The organism is Pseudomonas sp. FSL R10-1339, assembly GCF_009600545.1.
In the GTDB taxonomy this organism is placed as follows: Bacteria; Pseudomonadota; Gammaproteobacteria; order Pseudomonadales; family Pseudomonadaceae; genus Aquipseudomonas; species Aquipseudomonas bubulae.
In genome coordinates this window covers 64,537-85,033 of sequence record NZ_WIVQ01000010.1, presented here as the reverse complement: position 1 = coordinate 85,033, position 20,497 = coordinate 64,537, and the positions used below count along the sequence as shown (strand labels likewise).

18 protein-coding genes are annotated in these 20,497 nt (G+C 60.1%); 6 read left to right on the top strand and 12 right to left on the bottom strand.

The features are described from left to right. The 4 genes from ftsY to rpoH form a co-directional block, all read left to right on the top strand. Positions 1-1,000, top strand: a 1,000-nt coding sequence (ftsY, locus tag GHO03_RS05675) for a signal recognition particle-docking protein FtsY (RefSeq protein ID WP_153399361.1), incomplete at its 5' end; no start/stop codon positions are given. Beyond that, positions 997-1,668 carry a cell division ATP-binding protein FtsE gene (gene ftsE, locus GHO03_RS05670; protein WP_016782600.1) on the top strand — a complete coding sequence of 224 codons (672 nt, stop codon included), beginning with the start codon at positions 997-999 and terminating at the stop codon, positions 1,666-1,668. The genes ftsY and ftsE, both read left to right, overlap by 4 nt. After that, the gene (gene ftsX, locus GHO03_RS05665; RefSeq protein ID WP_094999798.1) at positions 1,665-2,687 is read left to right on the top strand and encodes a permease-like cell division protein FtsX; all 1,023 of its coding nucleotides are present in this window, start codon (positions 1,665-1,667) and stop codon (positions 2,685-2,687) included. Before ftsE ends, ftsX begins: the two co-directional genes overlap by 4 nt. A 114-nt stretch (positions 2,688-2,801) precedes the next feature. Continuing rightward, positions 2,802-3,656 carry an RNA polymerase sigma factor RpoH gene (gene rpoH / locus GHO03_RS05660; protein ID WP_004419731.1) on the top strand — a complete coding sequence of 285 codons (855 nt, stop codon included), beginning with the start codon at positions 2,802-2,804 and terminating at the stop codon, positions 3,654-3,656. Between the two features lie 55 nt (positions 3,657-3,711). Here rpoH and GHO03_RS05655 read toward each other — a convergent pair whose 3' ends face one another. After that, positions 3,712-4,146 (bottom strand): hypothetical protein, encoded by a 435-nt coding sequence (locus tag GHO03_RS05655; protein ID WP_094999799.1) that lies wholly within the window; start codon positions 4,144-4,146, stop codon positions 3,712-3,714. A 189-nt stretch (positions 4,147-4,335) separates the two neighbouring features. Between GHO03_RS05655 and GHO03_RS05650 the strand changes: the two genes are divergently transcribed. Both GHO03_RS05650 and GHO03_RS05645 read left to right on the top strand, forming a co-directional pair. Then, entirely contained in the window at positions 4,336-4,836 is a 501-nt protein-coding gene (locus GHO03_RS05650) for a YgjP-like metallopeptidase domain-containing protein (RefSeq protein WP_095017827.1), read from the top strand. A 51-nt stretch (positions 4,837-4,887) separates the two neighbouring features. Continuing rightward, complete coding sequence (locus GHO03_RS05645) at positions 4,888-5,184, top strand: helix-turn-helix domain-containing protein (protein WP_094999801.1); 297 nt, start codon at positions 4,888-4,890, stop codon at positions 5,182-5,184. Here GHO03_RS05645 and GHO03_RS05640 read toward each other — a convergent pair. The 11 genes from GHO03_RS05640 to betI all read right to left on the bottom strand — a co-directional run bounded on the left by GHO03_RS05640 (position 5,175) and on the right by betI (position 20,308). Further along, a complete protein-coding gene (locus GHO03_RS05640) occupies positions 5,175-5,636 on the bottom strand; it encodes a GNAT family N-acetyltransferase (protein WP_271350803.1) in 462 nt (153 codons plus the stop codon). The two genes, GHO03_RS05645 and GHO03_RS05640, sit on opposite strands and share 10 nt — an antisense overlap. 64 nt (positions 5,637-5,700) lie before the next feature. Continuing rightward, positions 5,701-7,875 (bottom strand): YccS family putative transporter, encoded by a 2,175-nt coding sequence (gene yccS / locus GHO03_RS05635; RefSeq protein ID WP_095020479.1) that lies wholly within the window; start codon positions 7,873-7,875, stop codon positions 5,701-5,703. Positions 7,876-8,020: 145 nt separating this feature from the next. Beyond that, positions 8,021-9,199: an NAD(P)/FAD-dependent oxidoreductase gene (locus GHO03_RS05630; RefSeq protein WP_094999979.1), complete on the bottom strand. Its 1,179-nt coding sequence runs from the start codon at positions 9,197-9,199 to the stop codon at positions 8,021-8,023. Positions 9,200-9,343: 144 nt separating this feature from the next. Next, entirely contained in the window at positions 9,344-10,681 is a 1,338-nt protein-coding gene (gene dbpA, locus GHO03_RS05625) for an ATP-dependent RNA helicase DbpA (RefSeq protein ID WP_228795946.1), read from the bottom strand. Between the two features lie 150 nt (positions 10,682-10,831). After that, complete coding sequence (mdtD, locus tag GHO03_RS05620) at positions 10,832-12,262, bottom strand: multidrug transporter subunit MdtD (RefSeq protein ID WP_153399359.1); 1,431 nt, start codon at positions 12,260-12,262, stop codon at positions 10,832-10,834. A gap of 125 nt (positions 12,263-12,387) precedes the next feature. Next, a complete protein-coding gene (locus GHO03_RS05615) occupies positions 12,388-13,725 on the bottom strand; it encodes a TldD/PmbA family protein (RefSeq protein ID WP_094999805.1) in 1,338 nt (445 codons plus the stop codon). Next, complete coding sequence (locus GHO03_RS05610; protein WP_153399356.1) at positions 13,725-15,167, bottom strand: TldD/PmbA family protein; 1,443 nt, start codon at positions 15,165-15,167, stop codon at positions 13,725-13,727. Before GHO03_RS05610 ends, GHO03_RS05615 begins: the two co-directional genes overlap by 1 nt. A gap of 132 nt (positions 15,168-15,299) precedes the next feature. Next, positions 15,300-15,995: an RraA family protein gene (locus tag GHO03_RS05605; protein WP_094999807.1), complete on the bottom strand. Its 696-nt coding sequence runs from the start codon at positions 15,993-15,995 to the stop codon at positions 15,300-15,302. A 292-nt stretch (positions 15,996-16,287) separates the two neighbouring features. Continuing rightward, positions 16,288-17,991: a choline dehydrogenase gene (gene betA, locus GHO03_RS05600; protein ID WP_094999808.1), complete on the bottom strand. Its 1,704-nt coding sequence runs from the start codon at positions 17,989-17,991 to the stop codon at positions 16,288-16,290. 141 nt (positions 17,992-18,132) lie between these two features. Continuing rightward, positions 18,133-19,605 carry a betaine-aldehyde dehydrogenase gene (betB, locus tag GHO03_RS05595; RefSeq protein ID WP_153399354.1) on the bottom strand — a complete coding sequence of 491 codons (1,473 nt, stop codon included), beginning with the start codon at positions 19,603-19,605 and terminating at the stop codon, positions 18,133-18,135. 109 nt (positions 19,606-19,714) lie between these two features. Then, complete coding sequence (gene betI, locus GHO03_RS05590) at positions 19,715-20,308, bottom strand: transcriptional regulator BetI (protein WP_094999810.1); 594 nt, start codon at positions 20,306-20,308, stop codon at positions 19,715-19,717. Positions 20,309-20,497 lie beyond the last annotated feature (189 nt).

The following is a 20,497-nucleotide window of genomic DNA, read 5'->3' as shown; positions in this document are numbered from 1 at the left end:
TGTGGTGGCTGCCCCAGCCCCGTTGGTCGAGGCCCCGGCCCCCGCGCCAGTTGCGCCCCCCGAGCAAAAAACAGGCTTTTTCGCTCGTCTCAAGCAAGGCTTGTCCAAGACCAGCGCCAGCATTGGCGAAGGCATGGCCAGCCTGTTTCTGGGCAAAAAAGCCATTGATGACGATCTGCTCGAAGAGATCGAAACCCGACTGTTGACCGCCGACGTGGGTGTTGAAGCAACCTCGGTGATCATCAAGAACCTGACGCAGAAGGTCGCGCGCAAGCAACTGACCGATGCCGATGCACTCTACAAGTCGCTGCAGGACGAGCTGGCGGCCATGCTCAAGCCGGTGGAGCAACCGCTGAAAATCGAATCGCAAAACAAGCCATTCGTGATTCTGGTGGTAGGCGTCAACGGCGCGGGTAAAACCACCACCATCGGCAAACTGGCGAAAAAACTGCAGCTTGAAGGCAAGAAAGTCATGCTGGCTGCCGGTGATACCTTCCGTGCGGCCGCCGTCGAGCAGCTGCAGGTGTGGGGCGAGCGCAACCATATCCCGGTCATTGCCCAGCACACTGGCGCGGATTCGGCGTCGGTGATTTTTGACGCTGTGCAAGCTGCCAAGGCCCGTGGCATCGACGTATTGATCGCCGATACCGCTGGTCGCCTGCATACCAAAGACAACCTGATGGAAGAACTCAAGAAAGTTCGCCGGGTCATGGGCAAGCTTGACGAAGACGCTCCCCACGAAGTGCTGTTGGTGCTCGATGCCGGTACCGGGCAGAACGCTATCAACCAGACCAAGCAGTTTGATCAGACCGTTGCCCTCACGGGTCTGGCACTGACCAAGCTCGATGGCACGGCCAAAGGCGGGGTGATTTTCGCCCTGGCCAAGCAATTCAATATTCCTATCCGCTTTATCGGTGTGGGTGAAGGCATCGATGATTTGCGTGATTTTGAGTCCGAACCCTTTGTCCAGGCTCTGTTTGCGGAGCGGGAGCGTCCATGATTCGTTTCGAGCAGGTCGGTAAGCGCTATCCAAATGGACACGTGGGCCTGCACGAGCTGAGCTTTCGGGTCCGTCGAGGCGAATTCCTTTTTGTGACCGGCCACTCCGGCGCAGGTAAAAGCACGCTGTTGCGCCTGTTGCTGGCGATGGAACGCCCGACCAGCGGCAAATTGCTACTGGCGGGGCAGGACTTGGGGCAAATCAGCAACGCGCAGATCCCTTTTTTACGTCGCCAGATCGGTGTGGTTTTCCAGAACCACCAGTTGCTGTTTGACCGCACAGTGTTCAACAACGTCGCCCTGCCGCTGCAAATTCTCGGCCTGTCCAAGGCTGAAGTCGCCAAGCGTGTCGACTCGGCGCTGGAGCGCGTAGCGCTGTCGGACAAGACCGACCTGTACCCGGGTGACTTATCCACGGGTCAGCAACAGCGTGTAGGCATTGCCCGCGCCATCGTGCATCGCCCGGCCTTGCTGCTGGCCGATGAACCCACCGGTAACCTCGATCCGCGTCTGGCGGCGGAAATCATGGGCGTATTTGAAGACATCAACCGCTTGGGCACCAGCGTACTGATTGCCAGTCATGACCTGGCGCTGATCGCGCGCATGCGCCATCGCATGCTGACCTTGCAGCGCGGACGCCTGATCGGTGACGGGGAGGCCGCGCAATGAGTGCCACCCGCAGTTCCAAAGTATCCGAGCGCGTAGCTCCAAAGGCTGCCGACCCGCAGCCGCCGAAGAAAAAACATGATGATGACGATGGCCCGACCTTCGCCATGTTGTTTCACGCCTGGGTTGAGGCTCACCGGGCCAGTCTGCTCGACAGCCTGAAGCGCCTTGGCAAGCAGCCGATTGGCAGCTTTTTTACCTGCCTGGTGATGGCGGTTGCCTTGAGTCTGCCGATGGGCCTGTCGTTGTTGCTTAACAACGTCGAGCGCCTGGGTGGTTCCTGGCAGCGTGCAGCACAGATTTCGCTGTATCTGCAGATGGATGCCAGCAGCCAGCAGGGTGAAAATCTCAGCGATCAGATAAAAGGTATGGCAGGGGTGGCTGACGCGGAATTTATCAGCCGCGAAAAGGCACTCGAAGAGTTCCAGCAGCAGTCAGGGCTGGGCGAAGCGCTTAAAGAGTTACCCGATAACCCGTTGCCCGGTGTGGTCCTGGTAACCCCGGCAGAAGTCGATAAAGCGACGCTTGAAGCCCTTCGCGAACGCCTTGCGCAGTTGCCGAAGGTGCAACAGGCGCAACTTGATCTAGTCTGGGTCGAACGTCTGGCGGCAATCCTGAAATTGGGTGACCGTTTTGTGTTTGGCTTGACGGTGTTGCTGGTTTCAGCTTTGCTGCTGGTTATCGGTAATACGATTCGTTTGCATATCGAGAATCGTCGCATCGAAATCGAAGTCATCAAGCTGGTCGGCGGTACTGACAGCTATGTGCGCAGGCCCTTTCTTTATATGGGCGCGCTCTATGGCTTTGGTGCGGGAGTTTTATCCTGGGGCGTTTTGGCATTCGGCCTGAACTGGCTTAACGACGCGGTGGTGGGGCTGGCTGGCTTGTACGGCAGCAATTTTGCCTTGGCGGGTGTGCCGGTAGCCGATGGTCTGTCTCTCTTGCTTGGCGCGGTGCTGTTAGGGTATATCGGTGCATGGATTGCAGTTGCGCGTCACTTACGTGAGCTTTCGCCTAAATAGTTTTCTTTTTGCCTGTTGACCTTTTCAGCTTTTTTTGGGAACTTTTTTCCAGGTTTCCGGTCAACTTTCGCAGTGCTGAACTGCACGAGTTATGTGAGACGGAGGTTTTTTCGTATGACCACTTCTTTGCAACCTGCGTATGCGTTGGTCCCTGGTGCGAACCTCGAGGCCTATGTCAATACGGTGAACAGCATTCCATTGCTGACACCGGAGCAGGAGCGTGAACTGGCCGAGAGTCTCTATTATGAGCAGGATTTGGGGGCGGCTCGGCAGATGGTGCTCGCCCACCTGCGTTTTGTTGTACACATTGCCCGTAGTTATTCGGGCTATGGCCTGGCTCAGGCTGACCTGATCCAGGAAGGCAACGTCGGCCTGATGAAGGCGGTCAAACGCTTCAACCCTGAAATGGGTGTGCGTCTGGTGTCTTTTGCGGTGCACTGGATCAAGGCAGAGATCCACGAATTTATCCTGCGCAACTGGCGGATCGTGAAAGTCGCGACCACCAAGGCTCAGCGCAAATTGTTCTTCAACCTGCGCAGCCAGAAAAAACGTCTGGCCTGGTTGAACAACGATGAAGTGCATCGTGTGGCTGAAAGCCTCGGCGTAGAGCCTCGCGAAGTGCGCGAGATGGAAAGCCGCCTGACCGGTCATGATATGGCGTTCGACCCGGCAGCCGAAGCTGACGACGACAGTGCGTTCCAGTCGCCAGCCAACTACCTGGAAGACCACCGGTATGACCCGGCACGCCAACTGGAAGATGCTGACTGGACCGACAACTCCACCAGCAACCTTCACGAAGCGCTGGAAGTGCTGGACGACCGCAGCCGTGACATTCTGTATCAGCGCTGGCTGGCTGAAGAAAAAGCCACGCTGCACGACCTGGCGCAGAAGTACAACGTGTCAGCCGAGCGGATTCGTCAGCTGGAAAAAAGCGCGATGAACAAGCTCAAACTGTCGATTGCCGCCTGACCGGCCCGACCAAAAAACGCCTCGATCTGATCGGGGCGTTTTTTTTTTGGAGGAATTAAAGCCCCCCCTTGCCAGCCTGCTTCGCGCAGGGCCAGTTTGACGGTTGTGCCTTTAGCAACTCTGGATCAACACCATTGGCCCTGAGCAGTGAGTCCACCAGTGATCGGGACATCTCCACCGAATGCACCAGCGACCACACCAGCCCACGCTCTATGCCGCTGGCGTATGCGGTGATTTCATCCGAGACCTCTTCTGCGCTTTTGAGCATCAGCGACACATGGGACAGCGCTTCGATTGCACGGATATCAGGCAGCACGGCAAAGGGTGATTGCTTGCCTGCCCTTAGTGCACGGGTGGGTTTGAGGTTTTCCAGGCAAACGGGCGGGGCCTGAAGCAGGGCGTCGAGAATAAGCCGGGTGGTTTCATCGTGCTGATGATCATCCCGGGGAGTGTGAATGGCTTTGGGATCGTCGGGCGTCGGCTTTTTCATGTTTCTTCCACGGGGGAGCATCGGCGACTGGTGAAGATAGCCCTGTGAGTTTGCGGGTCGCAAGCAGCGCTTGTGTGCATCGTGTTTTCTCGGAAGCGTCTGCCTTTTGGCAGCGTAAAAGTCTGACGTGGGCGCCCGGGGATCGAATTCGCTACACTGGCGCACTTTTACGCTGTGCGTTGGCGCCCCATGACTGTGCTCAAATACCTCCAGGCTTACCCCCAGACCTTGCAAGAGCAGGTGCGCCAATTGATCGAGCGCAACCAGCTGGGCAGTTACCTGAGCGAGCGTTATCCACAGCGTCATGCCGTGCAAAGCGACAAGGCCCTGTATGCCTACGCTCAGGAGCTCAAACAGGAATACCTGCGCAATGCGCCATCCTTTGACAAGGTGCTGTTTGATAACCGGCTCGACCTGACCCACCGTGCGCTGGGTTTGCATACTGCTATTTCACGGGTTCAGGGCGGCAAGCTCAAGGCTAAAAAGGAACTGCGCGTGGCCTCGCTGTTCAAGGAAGCGGCGCCCGAGTTTTTGAAGATGATCGTGGTCCACGAGCTGGCCCACTTGAAAGAGTCAGACCACAACAAGGCGTTCTACAAGCTGTGTGAGCACATGTTGCCTGGTTATCACCAGCTGGAGTTCGACCTGCGGGTGTACCTCACGTGGCGGGATATGCAGGGCAAAACCTGACACTTACTTTATGTGTGGGAGCGGACCCGTATAGACGGGCAGGAGTTCTGAATGGAAGTCAGCAAAACCAAAAGCAGCTTTTACCGGCGCTTGTATGTGGCCTGGTTGATCGATAGCCAGATCGCCAGCAGCGTGCCTGCCTTGACCGAAGTCACCGGCATGCCGCGTCGTACCGCCCAGGACACCATTGCTGCCCTGGCCGATCTGGACATCATCTGCGAATTTGAACAGCAGGATGGCGCCCGCAACCATGCCGGACGCTACCTGATCCGCAACTGGGGGCCGGTGGACAAAAACTGGGTCGCTGGGCATCTGGTGCAGATCAAGCAGGTGCTGGGTTACCCCTGAGATGTCAGGCGCATGCCGATGTGCGGGATGTTGTCTTCTAGGTAGATCTCGCCCTGGGTGTTGAACCCGTGTTGCTCGTAAAAGGGTTGCAGGTGCGCTTGGGCGGACAGGAATACGGGCTGCCCCGCCCAGTACTCTTCGATATTTTTCAGGGCCTGTTCAAGCAGGGTATGCCCTAGCTTTTGCCCGCGGCCTTCGACGGCAACGATTACGCGGCCGATCACTACGTCACCTCCCTGGGACTCGGGGTCGAGGATGCGGGCGTAGGCCACCAGCTGGTCGTCTTGCCAGCCCATCACATGCAGCGTATCGCCCATCAGGTCTTGCCCGTCGACGTCCTGATAGGCGCATTTCTGCTCGGCGACAAATACTTTTGAGCGCAATTCGAGGATTGCGTAGAGCTGTTCCTTGCCCAGGTCGTTGTGGTGTTTGCAGAGCCAGTCGGTGGTCACGATCTTGTCCTTGTTGGCGAGTTCATGTCTCGATAGTAGGCGTGATGCCGACTGGCGCCAAGGCCTAAGGTGCCTTGACCAAATGCGCGGCCAGGGTGCGCAGTGGCCCGAGCTGGCGGCAAATCAGCGCCAGTTGGGTTTGTACCAGCCTCTGGTTTTCATCTATTTCATCGGGCATTTGTTCAAGTTCGCCGGCCAGGGCCTCTTCCTCATCACTTTGCACTGCAACCGCCTGCTTGGTGGCCAGGCCCTGGGCAATCTGGTCGATGCTGTCGGCAATCTTGCTCCCGGCCCCTTCAATCAACTGCTCGCGCACTTCGGCAGGCAATTGGGTGTCGCGGTGGGCGCCCAGACCAGAGAGGTAACTGAGCAAAGTGTGGGACAGCACCAAAAAGCGGAAGCCCATGTCTGCATCCTTACGGAAATGCCCGGGTTCCATCAGCATATTGGCCAGGGTGGTCGACAGCGCCGCATCGGCATTATGTGCGTTACGCCGTGCCAACCGATAGGCCAGGCTGTCGCTTTTACCCTGGGCATATTGCTGCATGATCTGGCGCAGGTACTGGCTGTTGCAGCTCAGGGTATTGGCCAGCACCTGGTTCAGGCGACGACCCTGCCAGTCAGGCAAGAACAGGAACACCGCCGCTGCCGCGATCACGCTACCCACCAGGGTGTCGAACAGGCGCGGCAGGAACAGTCCGTAACCATCGCCCACCTGATTGAAGCAGAACAGAATCATCAGGGTGATGGCCGCCGTGCTCAGGGTGTAGCGCGTGGTGCGGTTGATAAAGAACACCACCCCGGCCACGACGGCAAACATCGACTGTACCAGCGGGTTGGGGAACAGATCGAACAACGCCCAGCCCACGGCCAGGCCGATGGCCGTGCCGATAATCCGCTGGCTGAACTTGCGCCGCGTGGCGCCGTAGCTTGGCTGGCACACGAACAGCGTGGTGAGGATGATCCAGTAGCCCTGGCTTGGGTGAATCCAGTGCACCATCGCAAAACCGATACTCAGCGCCAGGGGCAGGCGCAAGGCGTGGCGGAAGATCAGCGAAGTGGGTGTCAGATGCTGGCGCAGGCGTGACCAGACATCCTTGAGGTTACGTGGCGAACGGTCGAGCAGGCTGCTATCGGTGGCATCGGCCAGGGTGTCGGGGTTGCTTGCATCGCTCAGCAGGCGGTCGAGGGTGCCAAGGTTGGCGGCCAGTGCCCGCAATGAACGCAACAGTCCGCGCCAGGCCGGGTTGCTCTGGATGCGCAAGTGTTCGAGGGAGGCATGCAGGTCTCCAAGAGCCTCGGCAAAGCTGTCGTCATAGACAAATGGCTGGCGCAGCTTGATCGACTCCGACAGGCGCTGGCAGGCCACGCCTTGCTGGCGCAGCAGACGTTGGCAGCGGAACATCACATCACTGTGGAAGAAGGCGTCGGCCAGGGCGTTGTACGGGTAGTGCGAAGAGCTGGCACGTTCGTGGATGTCTTGGGCGAGGAAATACAGCTTGAGGTAGCGGCTGAGTTTGGAGCCTGGCCGAGTATTGCCGACCCGGTGCAGGATGATTTCCTTGGCGGTGTTCAGCGCCGCTACCACCCTGCCGTTTTGCCGGGCCAGTTCCAGCCGGCCCGCTTCCACGTCCAGTTTGCGGATGGGCTCGAACAGCGCCGACTTGATTTTCAGGTACAGGCCAAGTTCCCAGAACAACCGGGCCAGGCTCTGTTGCACCGGCTGATTGGAAAACAGCGCCTGCCACAGCACCGACAGTATCCCGTACCAGGCGGCACCGGCCACCAGTAGCAAGGGTTCATGCCAGAAATTGGTGACTTCGCCGCCGCGCTGATCCACGCCGATCATGGTGTACACGGCCAGAATCAGTGTGGCTGAAGCAATCGCCCCGTAGCGCTCGCCCAGCGCGCCGAGCATGGTCAGGCCGAAACTGGCCAGGGCCAGCGCGCAGACCATCAGCCAGGGGTAGGGGAAAAGCAGCTCGACACTCAGGGCCGAGGCGGTGAAACACACCAGCGTCACCAGCAAGGCGTTGAGACGGCCTTGCCAGCTGTCATCGGTTTCAGACAGCGCACTGGCGATAACCCCCAGAAACAACGGGATCAGCAGTGACATCTCATCCTGATACCAGCAAAAAGCCATGCTGCCGGTCAGGGCGACAAATACCCGCACGCTGTAACTGAACTTGTCCAGTGCCCACAGGCGGCGCAGGGAATGCTGAAAGCTTTTCGATGACATGAAGTGGCGGTGCCTGGCTCGTGATTCGCTAACTTGAGCCAGATAAGACGACAGTGCAATGGGGCTGTCACATCGAACCAAAAATATTTTTCATGCGCCCCTGCAGTCGCTGCTGCAGGTTGCAGCAGCGGCTACGGGGGGCAGGTCAGACGTACTGCGCCGCTGCATACCCCGAAGCCCACGCCCACTGGAAGTTGAAGCCGCCAAGATGGCCGCTTACATCCAGCACTTCGCCGACAAAATACAGGCCGGGGCTTTTCAGCGATTCCATGGTCTTGGACGACACTTCGCGGGTATCGACCCCACCCAGGGTCACTTCAGCGGTGCGATAACCTTCGGTGCCCGCGGGGACCACCTTCCAGCACGCCAGTTTGTCCGCCACCTGCGCCAGCTCCGTCGGGGTGTACTGCTTCATTGGCTTGGACTCGAACCAGTGCTCGGCCAGCAGATTGGCCATCTTCTTGGTGAAGATTTCACCCAGCAGGGTTTTCAACTCGCTGTTGGGGCGTTCAGCCTGCTGTGTTTGCAGCCAGCTCAGGGCGTCGAGGTCGGGCAGCAGATTGATCTCAACCGTATCGCCGGGGTTCCAGAACGAGGAAATCTGCAAGATCGCCGGCCCGCTCAAACCACGGTGGGTGAACAGGATATTTTCGCGAAAGCTCTGGTCGTTGCAGCTCACCAGGCAATCCACCGACGTGCCCGACAGCTCGGTGCAGATCTCTTTGAGCTGATCGGTGATGGTGAACGGCACCAGGCCTGCGCGGGTTGGCAGCAAGGTGTGGCCGAACTGTTTGGCGATTTGATAGCCGAAGCCTGTGGCGCCCAGGGTCGGGATCGACAGCCCGCCGGTGGCGACCACCAGAGACTGGCAGTCAACCGGCCCCAGCGTTGTATTGAGGCTGTAGCCGTTGTCGGTTTTTTCGATCTGTTCGACTGAAGTGTCCAGGTGCAGGCTGACGCCGGCCTGTTTGCACTCGTCGAGGAGCATTTCGAGGATGTCGCTGGATTTGTTGTCGCAAAACAGCTGGCCGAGTTTTTTCTCGTGGTAGGGCACGCCGTGTTTGGCGACCATCTCGATAAAGTCCCACTGGGTGTAGCGGGCCAGGGCCGACTTGCAAAAGTGCGGGTTCTGCGACAGGAAATTGTTGGGCTCGGTGTACATGTTGGTGAAGTTGCAGCGGCCACCGCCCGACATCAGGATCTTTTTGCCTGCCTTGTTGGCGTGGTCGATCAGCATCACCTTGCGCCCACGGTTGGCGGCGGTCAGTGCGCACATCAGGCCTGCGGCGCCAGCGCCAATAATCACAACGTCGGTAGAGCGCAAAGCGGTGTCCTCGGTAAAAGCAGCCCTCACCCCAGCCCTCTCCCTGAGGGAGAGGGAGCTTGACCAGGGTGATTTCGAATTCTATGCAAATCTGCCCCCTCTCCCTCCGGGAGAGGGTTGGGGTGAGGGGGCTCTTGAAGCGTCTTACAAAACCCGTACGCGCAATACGCGGCCTTTGATTTTGCCTTCGCTCAGGCGCTGTGCAGCCTGCTTGGCAATGGTGCGGTCAACCGCCACGTAGGCCTGGAAGTCAAAGATGGCGATCTTGCCAACCTGGGCCCCCGGGATGCCTGCGTCGCCGGTCAGTGCGCCAAGGATATCGCCTGGGCGAACCTTGTCTTTACGACCTGCGCCGATCACCAGTGTGCTCATGGCCGGCAGCAACGGTGCGCCGCCCTGAGAGGTGAGGGTGTCCAGGGTTTCCCAGTTCAGCGGAGCTTTCTGCAACTGCTCGATGGCCTGGGCGCGGTGCGCTTCGGACGGTGCAACCAGGCTGATGGCCACGCCTTTTTCGCCCGCACGGCCGGTACGGCCAACACGGTGAATATGGATTTCCGAATCGCGGGCCAGCTCAACGTTGAGCACCATGTCCAGCGCGTCGATGTCCAGACCACGGGCGGCTACGTCGGTGGCAACCAGTACCGAAGTCGAACGGTTGGCAAACATGGCCAGTACCTGGTCACGGTCGCGCTGCTCCAGGTCGCCGTGCAGGCCGACGGCCGAAATGCCCTTGGAGGTCAGGTGATCAACGGTTTCCTGCACCTGCTGCTTGGTGAAGCAGAACGCCACGCAAGACTGCGGGCGGAAGTGGCCCAGTACCTTGGTCACGGCGCTCATGCGCTCTTCAGGCGAGATTTCGTAGAAACGCTGCTCGATTTGGCTGTCAGTGTGCAGCGCCTCTGCTTTTACCTGCTGAGGGTTGCGCATGAACTTGGACGACAGCTGCTTGATACCGGCCGGGTAAGTGGCCGAGAACAGCAAGGTCTGGCGACGCTCCGGGGTTTTGACAATGATGTCTTCGATGGCGTCATAGAAGCCCATGTCCAGCATGCGGTCAGCTTCGTCCAGTACCAGGGTGTTCAGACCGTCCAGTACCAGCGAGCCTTTGCGCAAGTGTTGCTGGATACGCCCCGGAGTGCCGACAATGATGTGCGCGCCGTGCTCCAGCGAACCGATCTGCGGGCCGAACGACACGCCGCCACACAGGGTCAGCACCTTGATGTTGTCTTCGGCGCGGGCCAGGCGGCGGATTTCCTTGGCGACCTGGTCAGCCAGTTCGCGGGTCGGGCAGATCACAAGGGCCTGGCAGCCGAAGAAGCGCGGGTTGATCGGGTTCAGCAGGCCGATGCCGAAGGCGGCAGTTTTGCCACTACCGGTCTTGGCCTGGGCGATCAGGTCCATGCCTTTGAGGATCACCGGCAAGCTCTGCGCCTGAATCGGCGTCATCTGGGCATAACCGAGGGAGTCGAGGTTAGCCAGCATGGCGGCGGACAGAGGCAGAGTGTTAAAAGCGGTGGCAATGGTGGTCACGGGACTGGCCTGCAAAACAAAATGTCGCGCAGTGTACCAGTCCCATGCCCTTTGCCTGAACATTCTGGACGAGATGTCATCCAGTTCTTGGCGAAAAGTAGCTTAATGTTCCAGCTCATGTTCCGAGTTGGCCTTGGGTTTGCGGCCATCCTGGGGTGACAGTTGCAGGAAAATCGCCGCTGCCAGCATCGCCATGATCCCTACTGTGAGGAAGGTCAGCTGGAACGCGCCCAGCACCGTGTCCACCCCATCGTTGCCGCCATCCCCGGTAAAGCCGCCAAGCAATGCCCCGGCGCAAGCCACGCCCAGGCTCAGGGACAGCTGCGCCACCACTGACAGCAAACTGTTGCCGCTGCTGGCGCTGGCGTCGTCGAGATCGATCAGGGTGACGGTGTTCATGGCGGTGAACTGCAATGAGTTGATCGCTCCCAAAACGGCCAGCATTGACAGCAACAACGGGTATGGCGTGTGTTCGGTAACCAGCCCCATGCTGGCCAGCATCAGGCCAAGGGCGAAGGTGTTGGCCGTCAGCACGGTGCGGTATCCCACGCGCTCGATCAATGGCCTGGCCACCCATTTGGCCAGCATGGCGGCCGCGGCCAGTGGCAGCATGCTCATCCCGGCCTGTGACGGGGAATAGCCCAGCGCGACCTGCAACAGCAAGGGCACCAGAAACGGCAGGGCGCCGCTGCCCAGGCGGGCGAACAGGTTACCGAGGATGCCCACTGCGAAGGTCTTGGTTTTGAACAGCACCGGGGAGAACAGCGGGTTGCTGATATTGCCCGCGCGTAACCAGTACGCTGCCAGACAGGCCATGCCCGCAAACAGCAGCAACATCACCCGCAGGTGCGGCATATGCAGCTCGCCCAGGCCTTCCATGGCAATGGTGATAAACACCATCGCCGCGCCAAACAGCACAAAACCCAACCCGTCAAAACGGGTGCGCTCGCTGCCGCGCAAATCCGGAATGAAGTGCCAGACGGCCCAGCAACCGAGAACGCCCACGGGCAGGTTGATCAGGAAAATCCAGTGCCAGCTCAGGTACTGCACCATCCAGCCGCCCATCGTGGGGCCTATCAGCGGGCCGAGCAGGCCGGGAATGGTGATAAAACCCATGATCCGCACCAGCTCCGAGCGCGGATAGGCCTTGAGCACCACCAGCCGGCCGATGGGCAGCATCAGGGCACCACCCAGGCCCTGGACGATCCGTGCGCCGATCAGCTCGTTGAGAGTGCCGGACAGGGCGCAGAGCAACGAGCCGAAACTGAACAGCAGGATGGCGCTGAAAAAGATTTTTTTGGTGCCGAAGCGGTCGGCGATCCACCCCGAGGCCGGGATCAGCAAGGCAACGGTGAGCATGTAGGCAACGATCACACCTTGCATGCGCAGCGGGTTTTCGTCGAGGTCGGGGGCCATGTCGGGCAGGGCGGTGTTGAGGATGGTGCCGTCGAGTGACTGCATGAAAAACGCGATGGCCACCACCCACGGCAACCAGCGCAGGGTTTCAGGGCTTAGAACCGGGCGTACGGGCATAGGACCTCTTTTTATGGACTGTCGATAATCCTCTGTGGGAGCGGGCTTGCTCGCGATGCAGAGGCCCGGGTTTTTTCAGGTAAACCGCGGCGACGCAATCGCGAGCAAGCCCGCTCCCACAGGTGTTACAGCGTCAGCGTGAGCTTTTTGACCAATGCCCCCGGCAGTAGATTCGACGCCGTCTGGCGCTGGTCGTAGGTGCTGGCCGACAGCAACAACTCACGCTCGGCTGTCAGCGCTTCCAGTTGTGAACCCAGCAGACTATAGACGCTGTCATCAAAGCGCATGGTGTTGACCGGGGCCTTTATCTCGCCGTTTTCCACCCAGAAAGTGGCAAAGCGGGTCATGCCGGTCAGGCGGGCGGCCGGTTGGTCCGAGTAGTTCAGGTACCACAGGTTGCTGATATACAACCCGGTGCCCAACTGCTTGAGGATGTCGGCCTGCACCAGGCTCCCTGCCGCCATCGCCAGTGCGCTCGGGGCTTCGCCCTCCGGTGCGCCGTTGACCTCAAGGCCATACTCGGCGGCACTGCGAGAACTCACCAGTTGCTGTTCGGCCTTGCCGTGTTTGACCAGCGACAAGTCCTGACGCGGGTACCCCTCGCCGGAAAACGCCGGGCTCAGGGACTGGCTGACCTGCTCGTCAAACGACACCAGCGGGCTCAGTTGCGCATCGCCCGCGTAGAGCTTTTGCAGCGGGCTGGATTTGCTGGCCAGTGCCTGGGCCGAAAAACCGCCCCAGCACAGCATGCTCATCACTTCTTCCAGCGCCGCCGGCGCCAGGTAGGCTCGGTACTCACCGGGCGCCAGGGCATGCAGCGGGCGATCGAGGAAACTCAGTTGCTCGCGGGCCAGTTGCATGCGCCGGGCGAAACGTTCGCTGTCCCAGTCGGCGCCGGCGTAGCTGGCCTTGACCGCCTGACCGTTGCTGTGGAACAAACTCCAGTCGAAATTGAAGCTATTGGCCTGATGCCAGCCAAACGCGCCCTCGGAGCTGGCATAGCCGTAGCTGATCGGGCCGCTGGCATAAAATCCGACCAGATCTACGCCTTTGGATGCACTGCGGATTTCTTCCAGAACCCGGGCCGTGTCCGGCAGGGGCTGGTTCTGCACGTTATGGCTGTTCCACGGCTGCGGGTTGAGCAGTAAATACGGATCGGCGGGCAACAATGGCAAGGTGTCGCGCAGTTGCCGCAGGGCATCGGCCAGGCGCTGTTTGTCGACATTAGGCTCGCCAGCCAGGGTGAGGTTCACATCGGCGTGGCGGCCGTCGTGGATCAGCTTCAGGCTCAGGCTGGCCTGTTGCACCTGCCCGGCCTGACGCACCTTGCCCTTGTTGAAACGGATAAATTCCGATGCTTCGCCGTTATAGCCCAGGGTGAACTGCTCAGGCGCAAGGATCGCTTTGCCCAACCACTCGACCAACCCCTTGAACTGCTCGGCCTGACTCAATGGGGTACTCATCAGGCATCACCTCCAAACACATCGATTTGACTGAACACGCAGGCGGGGGACGCATGGCCCACGCGGATCACCTGGTTGGGTTCGCCCTTGCCGCAGTTCGGGGTGCCCAGCACCTTGAAAGTGCTGGCGTCGCCCACGGCGCTGAGGTTGCGCCAGAACTGATCGGAAATGCCCCGGTAGTTGGGGTTCTTGACCACGCCCTTGAGTTCACCGTCCTCGATCAACTGGCCCCACTCGCAACCGAACTGGAACTTGTTGCGCGCGTCGTCGATCGACCAGGACCGGTTGGTGGCCATCAGAATGCCGCTTTCGATACCGCCGATCATTTGCTCAAGCGACTGATCGCCTGGCTCGATATTGAGGTTGGCCATACGGTCAATCGGTGGCCGGTTCCAGCCGCAGGCGCGGCTGTTGGCCACGCCTTCGAGGCCCGAGCGGAACTGTGACAGTGCGCCACCCAGCGGGCGTAGCAGCAAGCCTTCGCGGATCAGGAACTCCTTGTAGGCCGGGGTGCCGTCGTCGTCGAAGCGGTAGCTGGCGAGCTCCTCGGGGATGGTTGGGTCGAAGGTCACGTTCAGCAGCTTTGAGCCATATTGCAGGCTGCCGAAGTCGCTGGCCTTGACGAAGCTGGTACCGGCGTAATTGCGCTCGTCACCGAGAATGCGATCCAGTTCCAGCGGGTGTCCGATGGACTCATGGATTTGCAGGATCATCTGGTCGGGCATCAGCAGCAGATCGCGTTTGCCGACCGGAGCATTGGGTGCCAGCAGCAATTGCAGGGCCTGATCGGCGACCTGGGGTGCGGCACCGATCAGCCCGCAGCGGCTGATCACATCGGCGCCACCTTGCTGGCCGAAGTTTTCGCGGCCCAGGCTACGGCTTTGACTGTCGTTGCCGTCATAGGCAGTGACACTCATGCCCGGGTAAACAAAGCGCTGCGCCCGGCGCAGCTCGGCGCCGGCGCTGTTCAGGTAAATTTGCTCGACGTGATTGAGGCCCAGTGAAACCACCCAGCTCACCAGCCGCTCGTCTTTGGGTACGGCGGCTGATTCGGCGCCCAGCAGGGCAAAGCACTCGCTGAGTGAGGGGAAAGCCTGGTCAAGATCGGGTGAGAAAAAGTCGGCGCGCTCATGGCACACCGGCTCCTGGCTCAGGTTGAGCAGGGCATGCCCGGCGATCAGCTGGGCCTGGGTTTCGGCGCGATCAAGCGCGGCCTGCAGGCCGGCCTGGGACAGGTCGTTGGTGGCGGCGTAGGCTTCGATACCGCGCAACCGCACGGTGAGCATGGCGCCCTGGTCGTGACTGAATGAGGGAGGCTCTGCGACGTTCTTGCGTACCGACAGGTATTGCCCGGACTCGCGTACATAGCGTAACGAAAAGAACTCGGCCCGGGTGCGCAGTGCGGCAAAGCGCTGCTTGAGCTGAGGGTAGAAATCGAACATGCACAGACCTCCTTGGACTTGGTGGGTCTGTGGGAGCGGGCTTGCTCACGATGCAGGCAGTGCGGTTAACCCGCTGGACCGCGGTGATGCCATCGCGAGCAAGCCCGCTCCCACAGGGGCGCGCGTAGCGTGTTAAACCGGGCAACCCTTGGCGCGCAGGATGGCGTCAAAACGGTCCGGGTCCAGGGTGCCTTCTTTGATTGCCTTGAGCGTTGCCTGTTCACGGGCCAGCAGATCGTGGCAACGGATCAGCAATTCCGGCAGTTCACTGCGCGAAGCCGCAACCACGCCGTCACCGTCGCCGATCATCAGGTCGCCTGGCATTACCAGCATACCGGCACACGAGATGGGGACGTTGATTTCGCCGCCGCCGTCAGTGCTCGGACCGCGATGTACGCCGCCGATGGCATAGGCGGGCAGTTCACCGGTCTGCCACTCGTCGAGGTCGCGCAGGGCGCCGTTGATCACCACGCCGACAATCCCGGCCTTGAGGGCCATGGCACGCATGATGCCGCCGAACACGGCACGGGTCAGGTCGGCACTGCCGTCGATCACCAGCACATCGCCGGGGCGGGCCATTTGCATGGCTTTGAGGATCATCAGGTTGTCGCCCGGGCGTACACGGACGGTCAGCGCGCTGCCCAGCATCGGGCGGGTACCGTGGAACGGCTTGAGGCCCAGACCACCCACGTTGCGGCCCAGACAGTCACTGACTGCGGCTGCGGGGATCTTGCTGAATTCGGTGAGCCATTTTGGATCGAGAGGTTCTGCGTTTGGATTAATCAGGAAGCCGGTCGGCCATTTGCTCGAAGAGACAACATCAAACATAGAAAACCTCTTGGCCAGGCAAGGCTGGCATGTCGGGTGGGGCGGGGGGGTGTGGCGCGAAGCGAGGCACTAGATTAGGCCTGCGCTGAAGCGGGGGCAAGCGGGGCAAGATGAAACTCAAGAGTTACACAAAATTCGTAGCAGCTGCCGAAGGAACGAGGCTGCGTCCGGTTGCGAAGCGACCGTGAAACCAGATGACGCGATTCATCAGAAGAACCGCGTAGCCTGAATTTACGACGGCTGTGCCGCCGGACGTAGCCTCGCTCCGCTCGTCAACTGCTACGGATAGTGCTTACTGCGCGGTACGGCTCACTTCACGCAGCGGCTTGCCGCGTACCGGCGCGTCGCCTGCGACGTAGTAGTCGGCAGTGCTGCGCGGCTCCGGCTGGCGGCCACGGATCTTGTCGGCAATTTTCTCGGCGATCATGATCGTCGGTGCGTTGAGGTTGCCGGTGGTGATCAGCGGCATGATCGAGGCATCGACCACACGCAGGCCCTGCATGCCATGCACACGGCCTTCGCCGTCGACTACAGCCATTTCGTCGGTGCCCATTTTGCACGAGCAGGACGGGTGGAACGCGGTCTCGGCGTGTTCGCGGATAAAGGTATCCAGCTCTTCGTCGGTCTGCTTGTCGATGCCCGGGCTGATTTCACGGCCACGGAATGCATCCAGTGCTGGCTGCTGCATGATTTCACGGGTCAGGCGGATGCCGTCGCGGAATTCCTGCCAGTCCTGCTCGCTGGCCATGTAGTTGAACAGGATGCTCGGATACTCGCGCGGGTCCTTGGACTTCACATTGATCCGGCCACGGCTCGGCGAACGCATGGAGCCCATGTGCGCCTGGAAACCGTGCTCTTTCACCCCGTTGCTGCCGTTGTAGTTAATCGCTACCGGCAGGAAGTGGTACTGGATGTTCGGCCATTCGAATTCTTCGCGGGTGCGGATAAAACCACCGGCTTCAAACTGGTTGCTGGCACCGATGCCTTTGCCCAGGAACAGCCACTCGGCACCAATGGCCGGCTGGTTGTACCAAAGCAGCGACGGGTACAGCGACACCGGCTGGGTGCAGGCGTATTGCAGGTACAACTCAAGGTGATCCTGCAGGTTCTGGCCAACGCCCGGGAGGTCGTGCACCACCGGGATATCGAGGCTGTTGAGCAGTTCGGCCGGGCCGACGCCGGAGCGTTGCAGCACGGTTGGCGAGCCGATTGCGCCGCTGCACAGCAGCACTTCCTTGCGGGCCTTGGCCTGGATGCGGGTGTCGCTGTCGCCGACCATATAGGAAACGCCAACGGCGCGTTTACCTTCAAACAGGATCTTGTCGGTCAGGGCGTGGGTGACGATTTTCAGGGTCGAACGCTGCTTCGCCGTGTCCAGGTAGCCGCGGGCGGTACTGGCGCGACGGCCGTTCGGCGTCACGGTACGGTCCATCGGGCCGAAACCTTCCTGCTGATAGCCGTTCAGGTCTTCGGTGCGCGGGTAACCGGCCTGTACACCGGCTTCAACCATGGCGTGGAACAACACGTTGTTCCCGGCTTTGGGCGTGGTCACGCTGACCGGACCATCGCCACCGTGGTAGTCGTTGGGGCCGATATCGCGGGTTTCGGCTTTGCGGAAGTACGGCAGGCAGTCCAGGTACGACCAGTCTTCGAGGCCCGGGTATTTCGCCCAGCCGTCGTAGTCCATCGCATTACCGCGGATGTAGCACATGCCGTTGATCAGGGACGAACCGCCCAGACCCTTGCCGCGGCCACATTCCATGCGACGGTTATCCATGTGTGGCTCTGGATCGGTCTCGAACGCCCAGTTGTACCGACGCCCTTGCAGCGGGAATGCCAGCGCCGCAGGCATCTGCGTGCGGAAGTCGAAACGGTAGTCCGGGCCGCCTGCTTCAAGCAGCAGCACGGTGACGCCTTGGTCTTCAGTCAGACGGGTCGCCAGGGTGTTACCGGCAGAGCCGGCACCAATGATGATGTAATCGAATTCTTGGGACATAAATGCACCCTCTTTGAAGTTGTGGCAGAGCTTGTGGGAGCGAGCCTGCTCGCGATTGCATCAGCGCGGTGCAACTGATGCACCGCGTCGCCTGTATCGCGAGCAAGCCCGCTCCCACAGGGTTTATGCGGGCCTGTCGGTTTAGAACACCGAAACGTAGTCGCCCAGCTCTACCTGTACCGATTTGATCTGGGTGTACTGAGCCAGCGAGCTGATACCGTTTTCACGGCCAATGCCCGATTGCTTGTAGCCGCCCACCGGCATTTTTGCGTCGGACTCACCCCAGGCGTTGATCCAGCAAATGCCCGCTTCCAGCTGATGAATCACGCGGTGAGCGCGGTTCAGGTCCTTGGTCACGACGCCGGCAGCCAGGCCGAACTCGGTGTCGTTGGCGCGGCGGATCACTTCTTCTTCGCTGTCGTAAGTGAGGATGCTCATGACCGGGCCGAAGATTTCTTCTTTGACGATGGTCATGTCATCGGTGCAGTCGGTGAACACGGTCGGTGCCACGAATGCGCCTTTGGCCAGATCACCTTCGGTCAGGCGTTCACCGCCGCACAGCAGGCGGGCGCCTTCTTCTTTGCCCTTGGCAATGTAGCCCAGCACGCTTTCCATGTGAGCAAAGCTGACCAGCGGGCCGAAGTTGGTGTTTTCTTCTTGCGGGTTGCCGATACGGATGCGCGCTACGCGCTCCAGAATCTTGGCTTCAAACGCCGCTTTCATGGCCGTCGGGATAAATACGCGGGTGCCGTTGGTGCACACCTGGCCCGAGCTGTAGAAGTTAGCCATCATCGCGGTATCCGCGGCGCGATCCAGGTCGGCGTCGTCGAAAATGATCAGCGGTGATTTGCCGCCCAGTTCCATGGTCACGTCTTTGAGCGATGACTGGGTAGCACTGGCGGTGACTTTCTTGCCGGTGTCGGTGCCACCGGTGAACGAGATTTTCGCGATGCGCGGGTGCTCGGTCAGCCAGGTGCCCACTTCACGGCCGCTGCCAGTCAGAACGTTGAACACGCCGTCCGGCAGGCCCGCTGCGGTGAAGACTTCGGCGAGCTTCAGGGTAGTCAGGGAGGTGACTTCACTTGGTTTGAAGATCATCGCGTTACCGGCAGCCAGGGCCGGTGCGGATTTCCACAGGGCGATCTGGATCGGGTAGTTCCACGCGCCGATACCGGCCACAACGCCCAACGGCTCGCGACGGGTGTACACGAACGAAGTGTCGCGCAGCGGGATTTGCTCGCCTTCGATGGCGGGCGCCAGACCTGCGTAGTACTCCAGTACGTCGGCGCCGGTGACGATGTCGACATAACGGGTTTCGGAGTACGACTTGCCGGTGTCCAGGGTTTCCAGGGCGGCCAGTTCATCGTTGCGCTCGCGCAGGATTTCCACGGCGCGACGCAGGATGCGCGAACGCTCCATGGCCGTCATGGCGGCCCAGATTTTCTGGCCTTTTTCGGCGCTGACTACAGCGCGCTCGACGTCTTCTTTGGTAGCGCGTTGCACTTGCGCGAGGACTTCGCCGTTAGCCGGGTTGATGGCATCGAAAGTAGCGTCGCTACCGGCGTCGGTGTAGCCGCCGTCGATGTAGAGTTTTTGCAGTTCGAAACGGGCCATAAAATCCTCGCAAGTGCAGACAAGTGGTGGGCGTTAATCGTGAGTCGGGTGCCCTCTAGCTGTGGCACCGCAGATTCACGACAGTTCAGGGGTTAAGCGTTAATTGGGCCTAACTCACCTGTTTCGCCAGTTGTAGATCCATATATTCGTAGCAGATGCGTTGTGCCTGGTCGGTGTCGAAGCCGTCACCGGAAAGGGCACCCCGCAACCATAGACCATCGATGAGCGCTGCCAGGCCTCGTGCTGCATTGCGGGCCTGGGCCTGGGGCAACACCCGGCGGAACTGGCAGCACAGATTGGAGTACAAGCGGTGGTCGTTGATCCGCTGCAATCTGTGCAACGACGGTTGGTGCATGCTGGCCGCCCAAAAGGCCAGCCAGGTTTTCATTGCCGGGCCATTGACCTGGCTGGCGTCGAAGTTGCCCTCGACGATGACCTGTAAATGAGCCCGCGGGCTGTCGTCGCCCAACGCCTGGCGGCGCTCGGTGACGTTGTCGATCAAGACGTTCATCAAGTACCGCATGGTGGCGGCAATCAGACCGTTCTTGTCTTTGAAGTAGTGACTGATGATGCCGTTGGACACACCGGCCAGACGGGCAATCAGCGCAATGCTGGCATCTGCCATCCCGACCTGATCGACAGCCGTCAATGTGGCTTCGATCAACTGCTGGCGGCGTATGGGTTGCATACCGACCTTGGGCATTTCGCAAATCTCCTTGGGCCGGCGGTCAGTGCAAAAACATCACTGAACGGCAGCCAGTCTATTTTGTTTTGATTGAACGTTCAATCAACAAAGAATAAGCTCTGCGACAAATCGTCGCGATTTATGTCGTTTTCCTACGCATGAATGGCGCAAATCGACACGGTAAATTCCCATGGAACCCAAGCAGAA